This is a genomic window from Longilinea arvoryzae (genome assembly GCF_001050235.1).
In the GTDB taxonomy this organism is placed as follows: Bacteria; Chloroflexota; Anaerolineae; order Anaerolineales; family Anaerolineaceae; genus Longilinea; species Longilinea arvoryzae.
In genome coordinates, this window is sequence record NZ_DF967972.1 from 987,597 (window position 1) to 1,006,355 (window position 18,759).

Below are 18,759 nucleotides of genomic sequence, written 5' to 3' on the forward strand. Positions count from 1 at the left end.
CGCCCCCGCCGAAGCAACCTCTGCTCCCGCAGCTTCCGGCGATGTCAAGACCGTAAAGGTCTGCGTCTCCTGGAACGAAAAGGTTCACTCCCTGATCCAGGCCTGGCAGGACTATTTCGAAGCCTACGGCGAGACCTACGGTCCTGAGAATGGTCTCAAATTCGATTGGATCATCAACGTAGCCAACGGCGACGCCACTCAACAGGCCAACAACATTCAGGACTGCATCAACCAGAAGGTTGACGTGATCGTTGCCCGCGCTCAGGATGCAGGCACCATCGGCGCTTCCATCGAAGCCGCCAAGGCTGCTGGCATTCCCTTCATCACCCTGGATCGCACCTCCACCAGCGGCGACCCCACCACCCATGTTGGTGAGGACAGCTATCTGCAGGCCAAGACCACCGCGACTGCCTTCGCTCAACTGCTGAAGGACAACAACGTCGAGGGTAAGTGCATCGAAGTGCAGGGCGACCTGCTGGACAGCAACGCTGTTGCACGCCACAACGCCTGGAAAGACATCGAAGCTGAATCCAAGGCCTGGACCACCATCGCTGAAGTCCCCACCGAGTGGAAGGCTGAGAAATTCTACAGCGGCACGCTGAACGCGCTGCAGGCTCACCCCGAAGCGAACTGCCTCTACGTCGCCAGTGACTTCGCCTTCTCCTCTGTCGAGAACGCGCTGCAGGCTGTTGGCAAGTTGGCCCCTACCGGCGATCCCAATCACATCTGGGTCGCTGCTGAGGATGTCAATCCGCAGGGTTACACCGCCATGCTCAAGAAGTACATCGATGTCGGCACCACCTGGGAAGCTTACGATGTGTCCGTGATGCTCGTTCAGACCATCACCAAGATCGTCAAGGGCGAAACCGTTGATGCGAAGAGCCTGATTGCTGGCCGCCTGGCCACCCCCGCCACCGTCGATACCCTCGAGCACCTGTACGCGAAAGAGTACACCGACTAATTCTTAACAGTAGAAGGTTTACTGTTTGATAGACGCCATCGCCACTCCGTTCCTGGGGTGGCGATGGCCCCTGTGATATTTTACCGATAAGTCAAGTGGTTTTATTATAAAATGGAGATAGCTATGAAGGCGGCGGCAGATCCTAAAAATGTGAATCAATGGCGCTGGGTTGGAGAATTCCCGAAGGTCGGTATTCGTCCGGTCATTGATGGACGCCGGAATGGGATTCGGGAAGCCTTGGAAGATCAAACGATGGGCATGGCCCATCGCGTTGCTGGTTTAATTTCCAACCACGTGCGTTATCCAAACGGCAAGCCTGTGGAATGCGTGATCGCCGACACCACGATTGGCGGCGTTGTCGAAGCGCAACGGACCGACGAAAAATTTGCCCGCCAGGGCGTGGGTGTTGTGCTCACGGTGACGCCGAGTTGGTGCTACGGCTCGGAAACCATCGTGATGGATCCGCTGCTGCCCAAAGCGATCTGGGGATTCAACGCCACCGAACGTCCCGGCGCGGTTTACCTGGCCGCGGCGCTCGCGGCTCATAATCAAAAGGGTTTGCCGGCGTTTTCGATTTACGGCCGCGACGTTCAAGAGGCCGATGACACTGAAATTACCGCAGACGTTCAGGAAAAGATTCTGCGCTTCATTCGCGCCGGGCTGGCGGCTGCCATCCTGCGCGGAAAGTCCTATCTCTCGATCGGCGGGACCTCGATGGGCATTGCCGGTTCGATGGTCAACCCCGATTTCTTCGAAACCTTTCTGGGCATGCGCGTCGAATCGGTGGATATGTCCGAGTTCGTCCGCCGTTTCGAAGAAAAAATCTACGACCCCGAAGAATTCCAGCGTGCGGCCGCCTGGGTGCGCAAGAACTGCAGGGAAGGGCTCGGGCGGAATCCGGAAGACCGTTTGCCGCGCGAGAAGCTGGATGCGAACTGGGAAATGGTCATCAAGATGACCCTGTTCGCGCGCGATCTCATGGTCGGCAATCCGCGCCTCGACAAACGCTATCTGGAAGAGGCGGCCGGGCGCAACGCCATCCTGGCCGGTTTCCAGGGCCAGCGCCAGTGGACCGATCACTTCCCCAACGGCGATTTCATGGAAGCCATCCTGAATTCGTCCTTTGACTGGAACGGCATCCGCGCGCCGTACCTGATCGCCACCGAAAATGACAGCCTGAACGGGGTGAGCATGCTGTTGGGGAATATGCTGACGCATACCTCGCAGATCTTCGCCGATGTGCGCACCTACTGGAGCCCACAGGCGGTCAAACGGGTCACCGGCCACACCCTCACCGGCCTGGCCGAAAATGGCTTCATTCATCTCACCAATTCGGGCGCAGCCGCGCTGGACGGCTGCGGCCAGATGGAAGTGGACGGCCACCCGGGCATGAAACCCTTCTGGGAAATCAGCCCCGCCGAAGCGCAGGCCTGTCTGGATGCCACCACCTGGTATCCGGGGCAGGTGGGCGCGTTCCGCGGCAGCGGCTTCTCCTCCGGCTATGTGACCCGCGGCGGCATGCCGGTCACCATGCTGCGCCTGAACCTGATCAAAGGCCTGGGCCCGACGCTGCAAATCGCGGAGGGCTGGTCGGTCGACTTACCCGAATCGGTTGCCCAGACGATCAGCAGTCGCACCGATCCCACCTGGCCGACGCACTGGATCGTCCCGCGCCTGACCGGTCGGGGACCCTTCAAGGATGTCTATTCGGTCATGAACAATTGGGGCGCCAACCACTGTTCCTTCGCGTACGGCCATGTCGGCGCCGATATGATCACGCTGGCTTCCATCCTGCGCATCCCGGTCTGCATGCACAACGTACCGGAAGACCAAATCTACCGGCCGAGCGCCTGGGGCGCCTTTGGAACCAGCGATTTGGAAGCCGCTGATTATCGCGCCTGTGAAAATTACGGACCGCTCTACGGTCGGAAATAGGCGGATAAGAAGCGATCATGGTGGATGTTTTATCCTTTGGTGAATTACTGATCGATTTCGTCCCCACCACATCGGGGGTTTCGCTCACGGAGGCAAAGGCATTCAAAAAAGCTCCGGGCGGGGCCCCCGCCAATGTCGCCGTGGGGCTGGCGCGCCTGGGTGTGAATGCCGGCTTCATGGGTATGGTGGGTGATGATGCTTTTGGCCATTTTCTGGTCGATGTGCTGAAATCGAACGGCGTCTCCACGCAGGGCGTGCGCTTCTCTGGTGTGGCGCGGACGGCGTTGGCCTTCATTTCGCTGCAAAAGAACGGCGAGCGCGATTTCATGTTCTACCGCCATCCCAGCGCGGACATGCTCTACAGCCCGCAGGATGTGGATGTGGCGGCCATTCGCTCGGCGAAGATCTTTCACTTTGGCTCCATCACGCTGATCGGCGAGCCCTCGCGCAGCGCGACCCTCTTCGCCCTCGAAACCGCCCGCGAGGCGGGTTGTTTGATTTCCTACGACCCCAACCTGCGCCTGAATTTGTGGCCGGGTGAAAAAGAGGCCCGCGAAGGCATGCTGTCGGTCTGGGATCAGGCCCACATCATCAAGATCAGCGATGAGGAACTCGAATTTCTCAGCGGCGAAAAAGACATCGAAAAAGGCGCGCGCAGCCTGTGGCGCGACACCCTGAAACTGCTGGTGGTGACCCGCGGATCGAAGGGCGTGACCTGTTTCAACGCGCACACTCAATTGCAGGTACCGGGTTATGCCGTCAAGGCCGTGGATACGACCGGGGCCGGGGATGGCTTTGTGGCCGGACTGCTGGCCGGGATGCTGGCGCATCCCGAGGCCGTTCAGGACGAAGCGGTTCTGCGGTCCATCTGCCAGCGGGCGAACGCGGTCGGCGCGCTGACCACCACCCGGCGGGGCGCCATTCCGGCCCTGCCAACTTTGAAGAAAGTCGTCCAATTTCAAAGATCCAATTGACTTGACGCCTCAAACCGGTTATAATGAGTTGTAATTACAGGATTACAAGAAACATCCAAACTGTTCACCGAGGGACGCATGCCAAAGCCGGAAAAGATTGATTTCAACAACCATGTTCCATACTACATTCAGCTCATCGAGATCTTGAAGGGCATGGTGGACGAAAAGATCTGGAAGCCTGGCGACCAGATCCCCGGTGAAGAAGAGCTGTGCCAGACGTACCAGATCAGCCGGACGGTCGTGCGCCAGGCGCTGCAGGAATTGGAACGCGAAGGCGTGATCGTGCGGCGCAAGGGCAAGGGCACCTTTATCGCCGAGCCGAAGATCGTGGAAGGACTGGTCGAAAAACTGACCGGTTTCTACAGCGACATGGTCGAACGCGGCCTGAAACCCCAGACCAAGGTGATCCACCACCGGGTGATCCCGGCGGATGAGAAGGTGGCCGGCTTCCTCGAGATCCCGGTCGGAACCCCGGTTGTGGATATTCGCCGCCTGCGTTCGATCGACAATGTCCCCATCCAGCTCGTTTCGACCTATATTCCCCTGAGCCTTTGCCCGAAGCTGGCGGAGGTGGACCTGACGAATCGATCGCTGTACGAATTCCTGGAGAAGGAATGCGGCCTGTTCATCTCCCGCGGCCGGCGCTTCATCGAGGCAGTCACAGCCTCGAACGAAGAAGCTCATTTTCTGCAAATCGCCAAGGGAGACCCGCTGATCAAGCTGGACAGCATCAGTTTCCTGGAGAACGGCACACCGGTGGAGTATTACCACGCCTTCCATCGCGGCGACCGCTCGCGCTTCGTAGTCGAGCTTTTCAGGTCCAGGGAAACCAGCGGGAAGATCGACGACCTGGTCGACCACCCTGAAAATTTACCCGGTTCGAGCGTGAATATTTTGCCGGATCACGATTAAGGATTAACGTCATGACTATTCGTAAAACGAAAGTTGGTATCCTTACTTTTTCAGACGGACGTAAATACATTCACGAGACCCTCGTGGCCGTGAACCAGAAATATCAAGATCGGCTCGCGGCTGCCCTGGAAGCAACCGGCGAGGTGGAAGCCATCCCCGGCCGCGAAATCATCTGGACCGCCGAGGGTGCCCGGCGCGAAGCGCAGCACCTGCGCGAGATGGGCGCCGAGATGACGGTTTTCAATTTCGCCATCTGGGCCTTCCCCAACCTGGCTGCCATCGCCACCACCTTTGCCCCCGGCCCTTACCTGCTGTTCAGCAATCTGCATCCGTCCGAGCCCGGCATGGTGGCCATGCTGGCCTGCGCCGGCACCATGGACCAGTTGGGTCTGACCTATCGCAGAGTGTGGGGCGACATTCAGGAACCGGACACGCTGCAGAAGGTCATGGAATACATCCGCGCGGCCGGCGCGCTGGCGCATCTCAAGGGTGAGACCTACGGTCTGTTCGGTGGGCGCCCGCTGGGCATGTACACCGCGGTCGCCAACCAGGACCAGTGGCGCTCCCTGTTCGGCGTGGATGTCGAACACGTCGAGCAGTACGATATCGTGCGCGCCAGCGAAAAGGTATCCGAGGCGCGCGTCGACGCCGGCCTGGCCTGGCTGGAAAAATACGTCAAAGACATCCGCTACGACGGCAAGGTCCTGACCACCGAAAAACTCAAGAAGCAAATTCGCTCCTACCACGCCGTGCGCCAGATCATGGCCGACCGCGACCTGGATTTCGTCGGCTTCAAGTCCCACGGCGACCTGACGGATTACTTTGTCACCATGGACCTGGCCGAGGCCTTCCTGAACGATCCGTACGACTGGGAAGGCCCGCACGAACCGATCGTGGCCGCCACCGAAGCCGATATGGACGGCGCCCTGACCATGGAACTGCTCAAGCACATTTCCGGCGGACAGACCAACCTGTTCGCCGATATCCGCCATTACGACGCCGAAGACAACGTCTGGTACTTCGCCAACTCCGGAACGCACGCAACCTACTTCGCGGCGCGCTCCAAGGATCCGGCCGAGAACCTCAGGAAAGTATCCTTCTATCCTGAAATCCCTGATTACCCGGCCGGCGGCGGATCGGTCCAGTTCTTCGCCGGCCCCGGTCCGATGACCCTGGCGCGCCTGGCGCGCAAGAAGGGCCAATACTGGCTGGCGGTCGTCCCGGCCAATTTCGTCGAGTTCTCGCAGGAGAAGATGGAAGCCAAAGCTCACACCACGGACATCGAATGGCCGCACGCTTTTGCCCGCCTGGAAGTCAGCGCGGACACCTTCCTGGCCAGTTATCCGTGCAACCACATCCACGGCATATCCGGGGACTGGGTGAATGAATTATGCGCTGCCGCCGAGATTTTAGGGATCGAGGCCCGGGTATATCGCTAGACCGTCGATTTTACAAACCGAATCAATCCTAGGTACGGAGGCCGAGAATGAATAAAGTTGGTATTTATTACGCGTACTGGACCCACGAATGGGAAGCGGATTTTCATCCCTTCATCGACAAAGTTGCAGAATTGGGCTTCGATATTCTTGAAATCCACGCCGGCGTCTTCGCGAACCTGACCGGCGCCGAACGTAAGGCGCTCAAAGCGCACGCAGATGAACGCAAGCTGGAAATGACCTACTGCATCGGCCTGCCGGCCGCGTTCGATGTAGCCTCGAAGGACGAAGCCACCCGCAATAAGGGCATCGCCTTTTTGCAGGCCCAGGCCAAGGGAATCGGCGAAGTCGGCGGCGGCAAGGTTTCGGGTATTCTGTACAGCAGTTGGCCGGCCCTGATGCCGGAAGGCGAAACCGACAAGCGGCCTTACCTTGAAAACAGTATCAACAGCATGCGCAAGGCCATCCGGGCCGCGGAAGAAAATAACGTGGTCTTCAACATCGAAGTGGTCAACCGCTTCGAGCAGTATCTGCTGAACACCGCCGAAGAGGCCGTGGCCTACGTCAAGGCCGTGGACAGCCCGAACATCAAGATCCTGATGGATACCTACCACATGAACATCGAAGAGGATCACATCGGCACGGCCATCGAAACCGCCGGCCAGTATCTGGGCCACGTGCACCTCGGCGAGAACAACCGCCGCACCCCGGGATACGGCCACATCGCCTGGGATGAGCTGGCCAGCTCCTTGAAGAAGATCAATTACAAGGGCGCCCTGGTCATGGAACCCTTCCTGATGCCCGGCGGGCAGGTGGGCCGCGATATTCGGGTCTGGCGCGATATGAGCGTGGGCGTCGACCTGGATCTGGAAGCCAGGAAAGCGCTGCAATTCATTCGTGGAAAACTGGCGGCGGCCAGGTAGGCATCGCAGCCGAATTATCCGTTTATTGACACAATCCAATGTCCCCGGATCGCGAGAGGGTCCGGGGACGTCCCCCCGAAACCGCTGAAGGATCGAATGCGGTCTGGCTTTGTGCACTTTGGATTGAACGGTTCGAAATCGATGCAAGTACGGCCTGCGGGACGCGAAACCGGGTGAAAGACGGAGGTGTAAGGTGACAAAACAATATCTGATCGGGGTCGATCTGGGAACGAGCGCGACCAAGGCTGCCATCTACCGGGCAGACGGTTCGCTGGTGGCGGTGGCCAGCCGGGAAGTCCCAATTTACACACCCAGGCCGGGTATTGTCGAGCAGGAGAACGACGATTTCTACCGCACCGCCGCCGAAACGGTCAAAACCTGCCTCCAACAGAGCGGCATCGACCCGCGCGAGGTGGCCGCGATTGCTTTCGACTCGCAGATGGCCGGCATCGGCACCGTGGATGAAGATTTCAAGCCCGCCACCCGCTTCGACTCCTGGCTGGACATGCGCTGCCAGCCCTACATCGAGGAGATGAACCGAATCGGCGGTGAGCGGGTGACCCAGCTCACCGGCTGCGCCCCGACCTGCGATCACGGTCCGAAAATTCTGTGGTGGATGCACGAACATCCCCAGGATTTCAAGCGTATCGCCAAATTCGTGACTCCTTCGGGGTATGTGGCCGGCAAGATCGCCGGATTGAAAGCCGACCAGGCTTTCATGGACTATACCTTTATTCATTTTTCGGGTTTCGCCGATTCGCGCGCCTGCCGCTGGTCGGACGAACTGTGCCGGATGTTTGGCATGGACGCCGAAAAATTGCCGCACATCGTTTCGCCGTGGGACGTGATCGGCGAGGTGAAAGAAGCGGCTGCGGCGGACTTCGGCCTGGCGGCCGGGACGCCCGTGGTGGCCGGCTGCGGCGACACGGCGGCCAACGCCCTGGGGGCGGGCATGGTGCGCCCGGGCATGTTATTCGACAACGCCGGCACGGCCGCCATTCTGGCGGCCTGCACCGACCAGTTCGTGGCCGACCTGGACAACCGGGCGCTGCTGAATATGCACTCGGTCATCCCCGGGCTGTACAACCCACTGGCCTATATTGCCGGCGGCGGGCTGGCGCTGCGCTGGTTCCGCGACCAGTTCTATAACACCCACCAGGGCCAGTCCCTTCCGGCCGATGAGGACATCTACGCCCAGATGTGCACCGCCGCGCAGGCCATCCCGGCTGGAGCCGATGGGCTGTTCTTCTCGCCGCACCTGGGCGGGCGCATATGCCCGTCCGATGGCCAGATGCGCGGGGCCTGGCTGGGTTTTTCGTGGGGGCATACCCAGGCGCACTTCTTCCGCGCCATACTGGAAGGCGTGGCCTTCGAATACGCGTATTACCTGGACATCTTGAAACGCCTGATCCCTGGACTGGCTTTGATCGAGACCCGCGCCACCGGCGGTGGGGCGAAGAGCGACGTGTGGAACCAGATCAAGGCCGACGTGCTGAACGTCCCATATCAGCACCTGCCGCATTCCGAATTCGGCACCTGGGGCTGCGCGATGTTGGCCGGGAAGGCGACCGGCGTTTTCGGCGATCTGGTCGAGACGGCCCTGGCTTTTTCCAGGCCGGTGGGTGCGCCGGTCGCTCCCCGACCCGATGCGGTGCAGGTTTACCAGCCGCTTGTTGGGCGCTACATCGAAATGGAAGCATCACTCCACGATCTGTTCCACAGGCTGGCATGAAAATAATTACAGTTTCCCCGGCTGCCCGAGCGGGGAGATCTTTATTGAACGAGAAGGAGTTTTTTCGATGGCAATGACCGTAAAGATTTGTATGGTGGGTGCAGGCCGGGTGGGCAAGAACCATTCGGACGCAATTATGGGGTATGTCCCCGGCGCTCAGATCACCGCGATGGTCGATCCGGCAGACGCCGTATTACAGGCCACGGCGGATGAGTATGGAATCGAAGCCCGTTTCAACAGCCTGGAACAGGCCCTGGATCGAGCCGATTTCGACGCCGTGGTGATCACCACGCCGACCTTCACGCACCGCGAACTGGCGCTGCAGGCCGCGGCCGCCGGCAAGCACGTGTTCCTTGAGAAGCCCATGGCGATGAACCTGGAAGAATGCGACGCCATCATCGAAGGCACCCGCAAGGCCGGCGTGCACCTGCAACTGGGTTTCATGCGCCGCTTCGAGCCCGAGTTCGCGGCCGCAGCCGAGCGCATCGCCGCCGGAGAGATCGGCGACCCGATGATGGTCAAATCCAATACCCACGGTCCCGGTTTGCCGCCGGCCTGGGCGCGCGACCTGCGCACCTCGAACGGCATGTTGGCCGAGGTCAACAGCCACGATTGGGACTGTGTGCGCTGGTTGATGGGCTCGGACCTGAACCGGGTCTATACCGAGATTGCGGATTTCAAGGGCAAAGAGAACAACGTCGATACGCCGCATTTCTATGACAACGTGCTGGTGAACATCCGTTTCGAGAGCGGCGGCATCGGCATCATTTCCGGCATCTGCCCGTGCGGTTACGGCTACGACGCCCGCACCGAGATCGTTGGTACAAAGGGCATCATGCAGATCGGCGAGTTGAAGGGCCAGGATATCCTGGTCTGCACCAACCGCGACCAGGGCCTGGTGATCCCCATCCAACGCCGCTGGCAGGAGCGCTTCAAGCAGGGCTACATCGGCGAGTTCCACCACTTCGTGGAGTGCATCCAAAAGGACCAGACCCCCAAGGTCGGCGGCGCGGAAGGCCGGATGGCCGTGGCGGGCGTGCTGGCCGGAACGCGCTCGTTCCTGGAAGAACGCCCGGTTTATATGAAGGAAATCCTCGAAGGAAAATAAGAGGCAAGCGATGAAAATGCTGGCGTTTCGGTATCACGGTCCAAATGACATGCGCCTGGAGGAGGTCGAAGCTCCTCAGGTAGCGGTGGGCGAACTGATCGTCGAGATGGAGAGCGCTTCTTTTTGCGGCACCGATCTGCGCATCGTTCACGGCAACCACCGCCATTACCCGGCCGGGACGGTACGGACGCCCGGACATGAACTGGTCGGCCGGATTTCGCAAATTGGCGAAGGCGTAAAAGGTTATGAATTAGGGCAGCGCGTTTTCGTCGCGCCCAACATCGGCTGTGGGCACTGCGAGGAGTGCATCTCGGGCAACAACAACCTGTGCACCGATTTCAACGCCCTGGGCATCACCCTCGACGGGGCCTTCGCCCAGTCCGTGCGTGTGCCGGCCAACGCGGTCAAACAGGGCAACATCATGCCCATCGGCGAGAACGTCGATCCGGCGGTGGCGGCGTTGATCGAGCCCTTCGCCTGCGTGCTGCGCGGACAGCGCCCGCTGAACATCCAGCCCGGCGAGGTGGTGCTGGTGATGGGCGCCGGCCCGATCGGCATCATGCACCTCAAGCTGGCGCGGTTGAAGGGCGCCGGCCAGGTCATCGTCAGCGAACCGGTCGCCGAACGCCGCGAACAGGCGGCTGCCTTCGGCGCCGATCGGGTGGTCGACCCGTTCAACGAAGACCTGAAGGCCGTCCTGCAGGCCAACAGCCACGGGCGCGGCGCGGACGCGATCATCATCGCGGCGCCGGTGAACGCGCTCCAGGAGCAGTCGCTCGACCTGGCCGCGGTCGGCGGGCGCATCAGCTTCTTCGGCGGGCTGCCCAAGGACAAACCGACCATCCAGTTCAACTCGAACCTGGTGCATTACAAGGAACTAATCGTCAGCGCCACCACCGCTTGCAGCACCGACAACTGCCGCCAGGCGGCCAATATCGTCAATTCCGGGCGGGTGGATCTGTCACCGCTGGTGAGCGCCCGGGTCAGGTTGGCCGACGCCGCCGAAGGGCTGCGCCTGGCGGAAGATCGCAAGTCGCTCAAAGTGGTGCTGGTGCCGTGATGAATCCGCAAGCCGTTCCGCCCGCTGAAACGCCCGACCGCAGGATCATGACGGTGTGCGGCCCCCTGATCATCCCCGGCCGGGGGATCGTGGAGGCCCACAACCATGCCTGGATCGAGTCGGTCCCCGGCACCGGGTCTGGGTTTGTCCTGAACCAACTGGCGCCCATCCTCGCGGAACTGCAGGATTACGCCCGGGCCGGCGGAATCGGGATCGTCGACTGCCAGCCCGGCGGGTGCGGGCGAAACGGCCTGCGCTTGCGCGATCTGATGGCCCAGAGCGGCGTGTTCATCGTGGCCGCCACGGGTTATCATCTGCCGAAATATTACCCGCCCGCCGCACCCATCTGGGGCATGGACGAAGAGCAGGCTTACCACTATTTCGGGGGCGAATTACAAACCGGCCTGACCGAGACGCTGCGCCTGCCCCAACCGGTGCGGGCCGGTTTCATAAAAATTGCCTGCCAGGAGAGCCTGGAACAGACCCCGCCGGCGCTGTTGCGCGCCGCGGCGGCCGTATGCCGGGATCTGGATTGCGCGGTTGAGGTGCATACCGAAAAAGGCGCGGCCATGGCCGAGATCGCGGATTTCTTTGTCCGCCAGGGCGCCGATCTGGGGCGCCTGGTGCTGTGCCACGTCGATAAACGCCCCGATTTTGGCCTGCACCGCGAGCTGGCCCGGGCGGGTGTGCTGCTCGAATACGACACCTTCTACCGGCCCAAGTACCGGCCGGAAGCAAACGTGTGGCCGCTGATCGGCAAAATGCTCTCGGCCGGACTGGCCGGGCAGGTGGCGCTGGCGACCGATATGGCCGAGTCGACCTCCTGGAAGTCGATGGGCGGCGAACCGGGTCTGGCGGCGCTGCCGCAGGACGCCCCGGCGCATTTGCAGGCCATGGGCGCGCAGCCGGCCGAAATCGCGGCCCTGATGGGCTTGAATATTACCGGGCGCATCGCCCGGCCTGTTGGATGAGGTTAATGCATTTGCAATTCGATCAGGAGAAGAATGGATTCGAAACCTTATACGTTTGACATCAAGCTCCCCGGGGGCATCCCCGATCACTATGACAACCACATCGAGCGCCGGCTGTCTTCGATGCGCGGGCAGTTTCTGGATCAGAAAGCCTATTCCGAAAGGCTCGCCCGCGAGGACACCCTGCTTTATGAGGTGTATGAGTTCAAGCGCCCCGAGATCGCCGGCGAACTGCTGCACGGCATTTCCATCGTGCACCCCGGCAAGGTGGGGAACGAATATTACATGACCAAGGGCCACTTCCACACCGTGCTCGAAACCGCCGAAGTGTATTACTGCCTGCAGGGTCAGGGTTACATGGTGATGGAAACGCCCGAGGGCGAGTGGTCGGTCGAGCCGCTTCGGCCGGGCAGCGTCCTGTACGTGCCGCCGCGCTGGGCGCACCGCTCGGTGAACACCGCGCTGGACGGCGACCTGGTGACCTTCTTCATCTACCCCGGCGATGCCGGCCACGATTACGGCACCATTGAATCGCAGGGCTACCGCAAGCTGGTAATGGACACTCCGGCCGGCGCGTCGATCGTGGACAACCCGCGCTGGAAATCCCCCGAGGAACGCCATGCCTGACCTGAAGCAAATGCGCGTGCTGGTGAGCGCCACCAGCTACGGTAAATCGGACCCAGGTCTGATCCGCGACCTGGAATCGCAGGTCGGCCAGGTGATCTATAACCAGACCGGCAAGCCGCTCAAGTCGGCGGACCTGGCCAAAATGGTGGAGGGCGTGGATGGCTTCATCGCCGGCGTGGACGTGATCGACCGGGCGGCGCTGGAACATGCCGACCGCCTGAAGGTCATCGCTCGCTACGGGGTGGGCGTCGATAACGTCGACCTGGCCTACGCCCGCGAACGCGGCATCGTCGTCACCAACACGCCGGGCGCCAACTCGGTTTCGGTGGCCGAAATGTCCATCGCCCTGATGCTCGACCTGGCCCGGCCCATCCCGGACGCCATCGCCGCCACGCGCCAGGGCAACTGGCCGCGTTCCAACGGCTGGACGCTGGAGGGCAAGACGGTAGGCCTGCTGGGCTTCGGCGCCATCGGCCGGGCGGCGGCGGTGCGCCTGCGGGCCTTCGACTGCCGCGTGCTGGCTTACGACCCCTACCCGGACCGCGCCTTCGCGGACAAAGTCGGGGTGGAACTGGCCGGTATGGATGCGATTTTACCGGAGTGCGATTTTGTCTCTTTACACCTGCCGCTGCTGCCCGAAACGCGCGGCCTGGTAAACGCCGGGTTCCTGGCGAAGATGAAAGCCGGTTCCTACCTGGTGAACACCGCCCGCGGCGAACTGGTCAACGACGCCGATCTGGCGGACGCCATTCGCAGCCGGCATCTGGCCGGCGCCGGGCTGGACGTGTTCGCGGTCGAGCCGCCGCCCGCCGACAACCCCCTGCTGAGCCTGCCTCAGGTGATCGTCACGCCGCACATGTCGGCCCACACCGACGGCGCGACCAACCGCATGGGTTGGATGGCGCTCGAAAATTGTCTGGCCGTGCTGCGGGGTGGAAAACCAACCCATCCGGTGGCCTGATTTACAGTCGCGAAAGAAGAGAAACCTTATGGATAAACATGCAGTACTGGCAAGAGTCAAAGAGATCGGTTTGTTGGCTGTCATTCGCGGTCCATCGGCCGAGCTGACCGTCAAAATGGTCCAGGCGCTGGTGGCCGGCGGTGTGACCGGCATCGAGGTTACCTACAGCACACCGAACGCGCCCTGGGTGGTTTCCGAACTCGCCAAGCAGTACGGCGACCAGATTCTGCTGGGCATGGGCACTCTGACCCGCCCGGCCCAGGCCAGGGAAGCCAAAGCCGCCGGGGCGAATTTCCTGGTCAGCCCCATTTGCGAACCCGGGCTGGTGGCCAGCATGGTTGCCAGCGAACTGGCCGTGATGGCCGGCGCCCTGACCCCCACCGAGGTCTTCCAGGCCTATTCACTGGGAACGGACGTGGTCAAGATCTTCCCCGGATCGCTGGGCGGCCCGGCTTACATGAAGGCCCTGCGCGGTCCCTTCCCGGACATCCCCATGATGCCGACCGGCGGCGTGAAGGCCGACAACCTGAAGGACTGGTTCAAGGCCGGTGCGGTGGCCGTGGGCGCGGGCAGCGAACTCTGCCCCAAGGACCTGGCCCTGGCGGGCAGGTTCGAAGAAATTTCACAGCGCGCCAGCGAATTCGCCGCCGCTGTCCGGCAGGCCCGCGCCGAAGCCTGATTCTTACCGTGTGATCTCATTCTGAAATCATTGCGTCACTGAAAAGAAACGAGAAAAAGGATAGTCCCATGCAAAAGCAGTATCCCGTCGTGAAGAAAACCGTTCCGACCTTTTACTTTATCGGTGTCACCACCAAGAAATCCTCCATCATGAAGGTGTTCCCGCTGTGGATGAAGGAACTGGGGCGCCCTGAGATCGTCATCGAGGGCGTCGACCTGAAGATCCACGACGATCCCGAAAATTACCGCCAGGCCGTAGCGCAGATCAAGTACGATCCCAACAGCCTGGGCGCGCTGGTGACGACGCACAAGATGGATCTGTACGCCGCCGCGCGCGACATGTTCGAATTCCTGGATCCATACGCCCAGATTTGCAGCGAGCTTTCCAGCATTTCCAAGCTGGACGGCCGCCTGGAAGGGCATGCCAAGGACCCGATCACGGCCGGCCTGAGCCTGGATGCGATCATCGAACCGGGCTATTTCGGGCGCACCGGCGGCGAGGTGCTGCTCTTCGGCGCGGGCGGCTCCTCCCTGGCCACCGTGCTGCACCTGATGAACAAGAAGGACAAGGCCGACCGTCCGCGCCGCATCATCGTGATCAACCGCACCCAACCCCGCCTGGACCACATGAAGGAAATGGTGAATAAGTTGGGCACGGATATCCAGATCCAGTACATCGCCTCGAATGACGCCAAATTCAACGACGGCGTCATGGCCGCCATGCCGGAACAGTCCATCATCATCAACGCCACCGGCATGGGCAAGGACGTGCCCGGGTCGCCGATCACGGATGAGGGATTGTTCCCCAGGAACAGCATCGCCTGGGAGTTCAACTACCGCGGCGAGCTGGACTTCATGCACCAAGCCGAAAAGCAGGTCCAATCGCGCAACGTGCGCGTCGAGGACGGCTGGGTGTACTTCCTACACGGCTGGTCGCAGGTGGTGGCGCAGGTGCTGCACGTCGACCTGACGCCGGAGCTGTTCCAGCGCCTGGCGGTCGCGGCTGAGATCGTGCACCATTAGAAAAAATTACCGGTTTCTGTTTATTGGAAAGCCGTGGGTTTCGCGAAAGCGAAGCCCACGGCTGTTATTAACCTGACCCCCTCCGGCCTTCGGCCACCTCCCCCAAATTCGCCGCGAATTTGGGGGAGGCCGGGTGGGGGTTCGATTGCGCGATCAAGGATTGGCGCCTCCGGGGACAGCTAAACCGGGATGGATCGCGTCGGTTTCCAATTACCGCTGTACCCCCTACGATGCAAAATTTACGTTATCCCCGTGCGGTTCCTCCGGCCTTCGGCCACCTCCCCCAAATTCGCCGCGAATTTGGGGGAGGCCGGGTAGGGGCGGTTTTATGATAGGTACGATCTGAATCGATCGAACAACCCAACCGTCACGGCCCGCAGTCAGCAAACATCCCCGGGGTAAACGGTGATCAGATGTGGGGTGTCGCAGGCGCCGGGGAGGGTTTGGGCCCGGAGAGGTCGCGGCCGTTCAGATCACGAACCCTCCCCTACGGAAAGGGGGGAATTAACCGGTAGGGGAGGATTTCCTCTGCGGGTCAGGGGATGCGGTGTTCGCATGGCACACCGGTAAGGCACAGCCCGCAGCCGACATACTTATCGCCCAAATAGCCGGGCTTTTGCAGCCAGGGTTTGAGGGTCTGCATCAGGTAATGCTCGCATTTGATCTTGTCGTGTCCTTTGGGGCTGATCGCTCCGACCGGGCAGCGTTTCATGCATTCCCCGCAGGTTCCGTTTTGGACGAATGCGCAGTATTCGCGATAATTCGAGACGGTTCGCGGCGTGGGTTTGAGCGGCGCATTACAAACGACGCTGCCGACCCGATGAGCGATGCCCCGTTTCGTAATCAACGCGTCTGTGAGGCTGAAGGTCCCCAGACCAGCGGCGTAAGCCATGTGGCGTTCGGACCAGGTGGACGCGGGGCCGTTGCTTAGCGGGACCTGGTGAAAGCAATCTGTTAGCACGGGAGCGACGGCCCGACAGCCGCGCGTAGTGAGAAAATCCACCAGGTGCTGACGCAGATCGTTATTGAAAATATCTCCTAAATACCGGGAATGATTCCAGCGCAGAGAGCAGCCTTCTGTCATCTCCCGGTTGGAGATCAGCGTCTTTTCCATAATGGGCAGGATCCAGACGACGACGCTCACAGCCGAGGTGTCGTCGGTTCCCAGTACCTGACGGGGGGTCATGTGAAAATCGCCGACCACCTTGTGATACAGCTCGAAGATCGGGTCATCCCCGTCGGCAAAGCCAATCAGGGGTTGATCGTAGATCAGGGTTCCATCTATTTGGTTTAATCGGTTCGAAGGGGATTCGGCGGTAAAGCGTTGAATTGTTTCGATAATTTCGATTTGAAGATCGTCCATTAATTTTTCCTGCTAACGATATTTATATTCGTAAAATTGAATATATTTTATGACGTCGCTTCAACCCTGAATATGAATATTTGTCATCAATTGTTGGATGAGTTTTTTCCTGAGTACAGTATGTGTTTTTGAACTCCGGATACCTGATTCGGCATATTCGCGGATCATTTCGGCTCGCAATCGCGCGGCCTTTTTACCCACAGGTCGCCGCGCCCGTCTCGAGTGGCTATTGTCGCTTCCGCGCGGTTCTTCGAGTCCCTCTTGACGCTGAAACCTGAGCTCCCTATACTGAAAGCAGACCTTTTCGATATCGCTCAGCAGTCTTTTCACCTTTGATCCTGCGGCCAGGACTTGCAGATTGGTGAAAGCTATACCGGGCCGCCCGCATTCCAGCGGGCGGTTTTTGTTAATCATAGGTCACAGGGATCCTGGTTTCGAGAATGGAAGGAAATCATGAACCAACCGATTACACTCAGCGTCATCAAGGCCGATGTGGGCGGGTATGTCGGGCACTCCGCCATGCATCCGGCGCTGTTGGAGGAAGCCAGACGGTTGATGGAGGAGGCAAAGCACAAAAATCAAATCGTCGACTATCACGTCACCTCGTGCGGCGACGACCTGCAGCTCATCATGACCCACCGGCACGGCGTCGACCATACCGATATTCACCACATGGCCTGGGACGTCTTCACTGCCTGCACTCAGGTGGCCCGGAAGCTGAAACTCTACGGCGCGGGCCAGGATTTGCTGGCGGACGCGTTCTCCGGGAATGTGCGCGGCATGGGACCCGGGGTGGCCGAAATGGAGATCAACGAGCGCCAATCGGAACCCATCCTGATCTTCATGGCCGATAAGACCTCGGCCGGCGCCTGGAACCTGCCGCTATTCAAGATGTTTGCCGACCCATTCAACACCGCCGGGTTGATCATCTCGCCGACCATGCACGCCGGGTTCCAGTTCGAGGTCCACGACGTCAAGGGACACAAGCGCATCTTCTTCAGAACCCCTGAAGAAATGTACGACCTGCTGGTCTTCATCGGCGCAACCGGGCGCTACATCATCAAGGCCGTCTTCACCCACGACGGCGAGATCGGCGCCGTCTCCTCCACCCAACGCCTGGCTTTGATCGCCGGCAAGTACGTCGGCAAGGACGACCCGGTGTGTGTGGTGCGCACGCAGGGAGCCTTTCCTGCGGTGGGTGAAGTGCTCGAGCCGTTCACCATGCCGCACATCGTCGAAGGCTGGATGCGCGGATCGCATTATGGGCCGCTGATGCCCACTTCGGTCCAGCAGGCCACGCCCAGCCGCTTCGATGGGCCGCCGCGGGTGATCGGGCTTGGCTTCCAACTGGCCGACGGCCAACTGATCGGGCCGCGGGATATGTTCGACGACCCCTGCTATGACGAGGTTCGCCGACAGGTCAACATCCTGGCCGATCAATTGCGCCGGCATGGTCCCTTCGAGCCGCACCGCCTGCCCATGGATGAAATGGAGTACACCACACTGCCGCAGGTGATGGAGAAGCTGCGCGACCGGTGGTCAGAGTTGCCTTAACGGATTTCATTCCATCCGGCTCGCGATTTAGCGGATATCCGGAGGTGGAAATGTTCAAAAATATATTGGTCGCCTATGACGGATCGGAGTACGCCCGCAAAGCCGCGGCTCTGGCCGGCGATCTCGCCCGCGGTCAAAAGAGCGAGGCGATGGTGTGGATCGTGACGGTCATGGATCCGCCTCCTCAGTCCTGGGGAGAACCGTACCGGAGCCATCATATCGAGCAGCATACCCATGCGGGTCAGAATATGATCCAGGAGGCCATTGCCCTGGTGGGAGCGGGTGTGGAAATTCGCCATGAGCTGCTCTTTGGATCCCCGGCGCAGAGCATCCTTCAGGTCGCCGAGACGCGCGGCTGCGACCTGATCGTGATGGGCACGCGTGGGATTGGACTGCTGGAAGGCCTGCTGGTGGGCAGCCAGGCGCAGCGGGTGATCAGCAACGCCAAATGCCCGGTGCTGACCGTGAAGTGACGGCGGTTTCGGGCACAGCTATGCCGGGATGGATTGAGTCGATTTCCAATTGCTGCTGTGCCCCTGCG

The 18,759-nt window shown here is 60.7% G+C and carries 18 protein-coding genes; 16 read left to right on the plus strand and 2 right to left on the minus strand.

Translation table 11 applies throughout. From position 1 onward, the window contains the following. The 14 genes from LARV_RS04465 to LARV_RS04530 form a co-directional block, all read left to right on the plus strand. Positions 1-961: sugar ABC transporter substrate-binding protein (locus LARV_RS04465; protein WP_075072496.1), on the plus strand; the 961-nt coding region annotated here is incomplete at its 5' end. Between the two features lie 123 nt (positions 962-1,084). After that, positions 1,085-2,896: an L-fucose isomerase gene (locus LARV_RS04470; RefSeq protein ID WP_075072497.1), complete on the plus strand. Its 1,812-nt coding sequence runs from the start codon at positions 1,085-1,087 to the stop codon at positions 2,894-2,896. Between the two features lie 17 nt (positions 2,897-2,913). Then, entirely contained in the window at positions 2,914-3,870 is a 957-nt protein-coding gene (locus tag LARV_RS04475) for a PfkB family carbohydrate kinase (RefSeq protein ID WP_075072498.1), read from the plus strand. 78 nt (positions 3,871-3,948) lie between these two features. Beyond that, entirely contained in the window at positions 3,949-4,782 is an 834-nt protein-coding gene (locus LARV_RS04480) for a GntR family transcriptional regulator (RefSeq protein ID WP_075072499.1), read from the plus strand. A gap of 11 nt (positions 4,783-4,793) precedes the next feature. After that, on the plus strand, positions 4,794-6,221 hold the full coding sequence (locus LARV_RS04485; RefSeq protein WP_075072500.1) for an L-fucose/L-arabinose isomerase family protein: 1,428 nt from the start codon (positions 4,794-4,796) through the stop codon (positions 6,219-6,221). Between the two features lie 47 nt (positions 6,222-6,268). Then, positions 6,269-7,141 carry a D-psicose 3-epimerase gene (locus LARV_RS04490; RefSeq protein WP_075072501.1) on the plus strand — a complete coding sequence of 291 codons (873 nt, stop codon included), beginning with the start codon at positions 6,269-6,271 and terminating at the stop codon, positions 7,139-7,141. Between the two features lie 193 nt (positions 7,142-7,334). Further along, positions 7,335-8,873 carry a xylulokinase gene (locus tag LARV_RS04495; protein WP_075072502.1) on the plus strand — a complete coding sequence of 513 codons (1,539 nt, stop codon included), beginning with the start codon at positions 7,335-7,337 and terminating at the stop codon, positions 8,871-8,873. Between the two features lie 67 nt (positions 8,874-8,940). After that, on the plus strand, positions 8,941-9,981 hold the full coding sequence (locus LARV_RS04500) for a Gfo/Idh/MocA family oxidoreductase (protein WP_075072503.1): 1,041 nt from the start codon (positions 8,941-8,943) through the stop codon (positions 9,979-9,981). 10 nt (positions 9,982-9,991) lie between these two features. Further along, positions 9,992-11,041, plus strand: coding sequence for an alcohol dehydrogenase catalytic domain-containing protein (locus LARV_RS04505; RefSeq protein WP_083522317.1), 1,050 nt, complete (start codon positions 9,992-9,994; stop codon positions 11,039-11,041). Then, positions 11,041-12,012: a phosphotriesterase family protein gene (locus LARV_RS04510; RefSeq protein WP_075072504.1), complete on the plus strand. Its 972-nt coding sequence runs from the start codon at positions 11,041-11,043 to the stop codon at positions 12,010-12,012. Before LARV_RS04505 ends, LARV_RS04510 begins: the two co-directional genes overlap by 1 nt. 33 nt (positions 12,013-12,045) lie before the next feature. Then, the gene (locus tag LARV_RS04515; protein WP_075072505.1) at positions 12,046-12,639 is read left to right on the plus strand and encodes a glucose-6-phosphate isomerase; all 594 of its coding nucleotides are present in this window, start codon (positions 12,046-12,048) and stop codon (positions 12,637-12,639) included. Beyond that, a complete protein-coding gene (locus tag LARV_RS04520) occupies positions 12,632-13,600 on the plus strand; it encodes a phosphoglycerate dehydrogenase (protein WP_075072506.1) in 969 nt (322 codons plus the stop codon). Before LARV_RS04515 ends, LARV_RS04520 begins: the two co-directional genes overlap by 8 nt. A 28-nt stretch (positions 13,601-13,628) precedes the next feature. Continuing rightward, positions 13,629-14,279, plus strand: coding sequence for a bifunctional 4-hydroxy-2-oxoglutarate aldolase/2-dehydro-3-deoxy-phosphogluconate aldolase (locus tag LARV_RS04525; RefSeq protein ID WP_075072507.1), 651 nt, complete (start codon positions 13,629-13,631; stop codon positions 14,277-14,279). Positions 14,280-14,347: 68 nt separating this feature from the next. Next, positions 14,348-15,301, plus strand: coding sequence for a shikimate dehydrogenase family protein (locus LARV_RS04530; RefSeq protein ID WP_075072508.1), 954 nt, complete (start codon positions 14,348-14,350; stop codon positions 15,299-15,301). Between the two features lie 535 nt (positions 15,302-15,836). On the opposite strand, the gene LARV_RS04535 is transcribed toward LARV_RS04530, so the two are convergent. Both LARV_RS04535 and LARV_RS04540 read right to left on the minus strand, forming a co-directional pair. Then, on the minus strand, positions 15,837-16,664 hold the full coding sequence (locus tag LARV_RS04535) for a hypothetical protein (protein WP_075072509.1): 828 nt from the start codon (positions 16,662-16,664) through the stop codon (positions 15,837-15,839). A 60-nt stretch (positions 16,665-16,724) separates the two neighbouring features. Continuing rightward, the gene (locus LARV_RS04540; protein ID WP_075072510.1) at positions 16,725-17,078 is read right to left on the minus strand and encodes a hypothetical protein; all 354 of its coding nucleotides are present in this window, start codon (positions 17,076-17,078) and stop codon (positions 16,725-16,727) included. Between the two features lie 39 nt (positions 17,079-17,117). Between LARV_RS04540 and fbp the strand changes: the two genes are divergently transcribed. After that, the gene (gene fbp / locus LARV_RS04545) at positions 17,118-18,218 is read left to right on the plus strand and encodes a fructose-1,6-bisphosphate aldolase/phosphatase (RefSeq protein WP_075072511.1); all 1,101 of its coding nucleotides are present in this window, start codon (positions 17,118-17,120) and stop codon (positions 18,216-18,218) included. 50 nt (positions 18,219-18,268) lie between these two features. After that, positions 18,269-18,691, plus strand: a complete 423-nt coding sequence (locus LARV_RS04550) for a universal stress protein (RefSeq protein ID WP_075072512.1) — start codon at positions 18,269-18,271, stop codon at positions 18,689-18,691. The last annotated feature ends 68 nt before the right edge of the window (positions 18,692-18,759 follow it).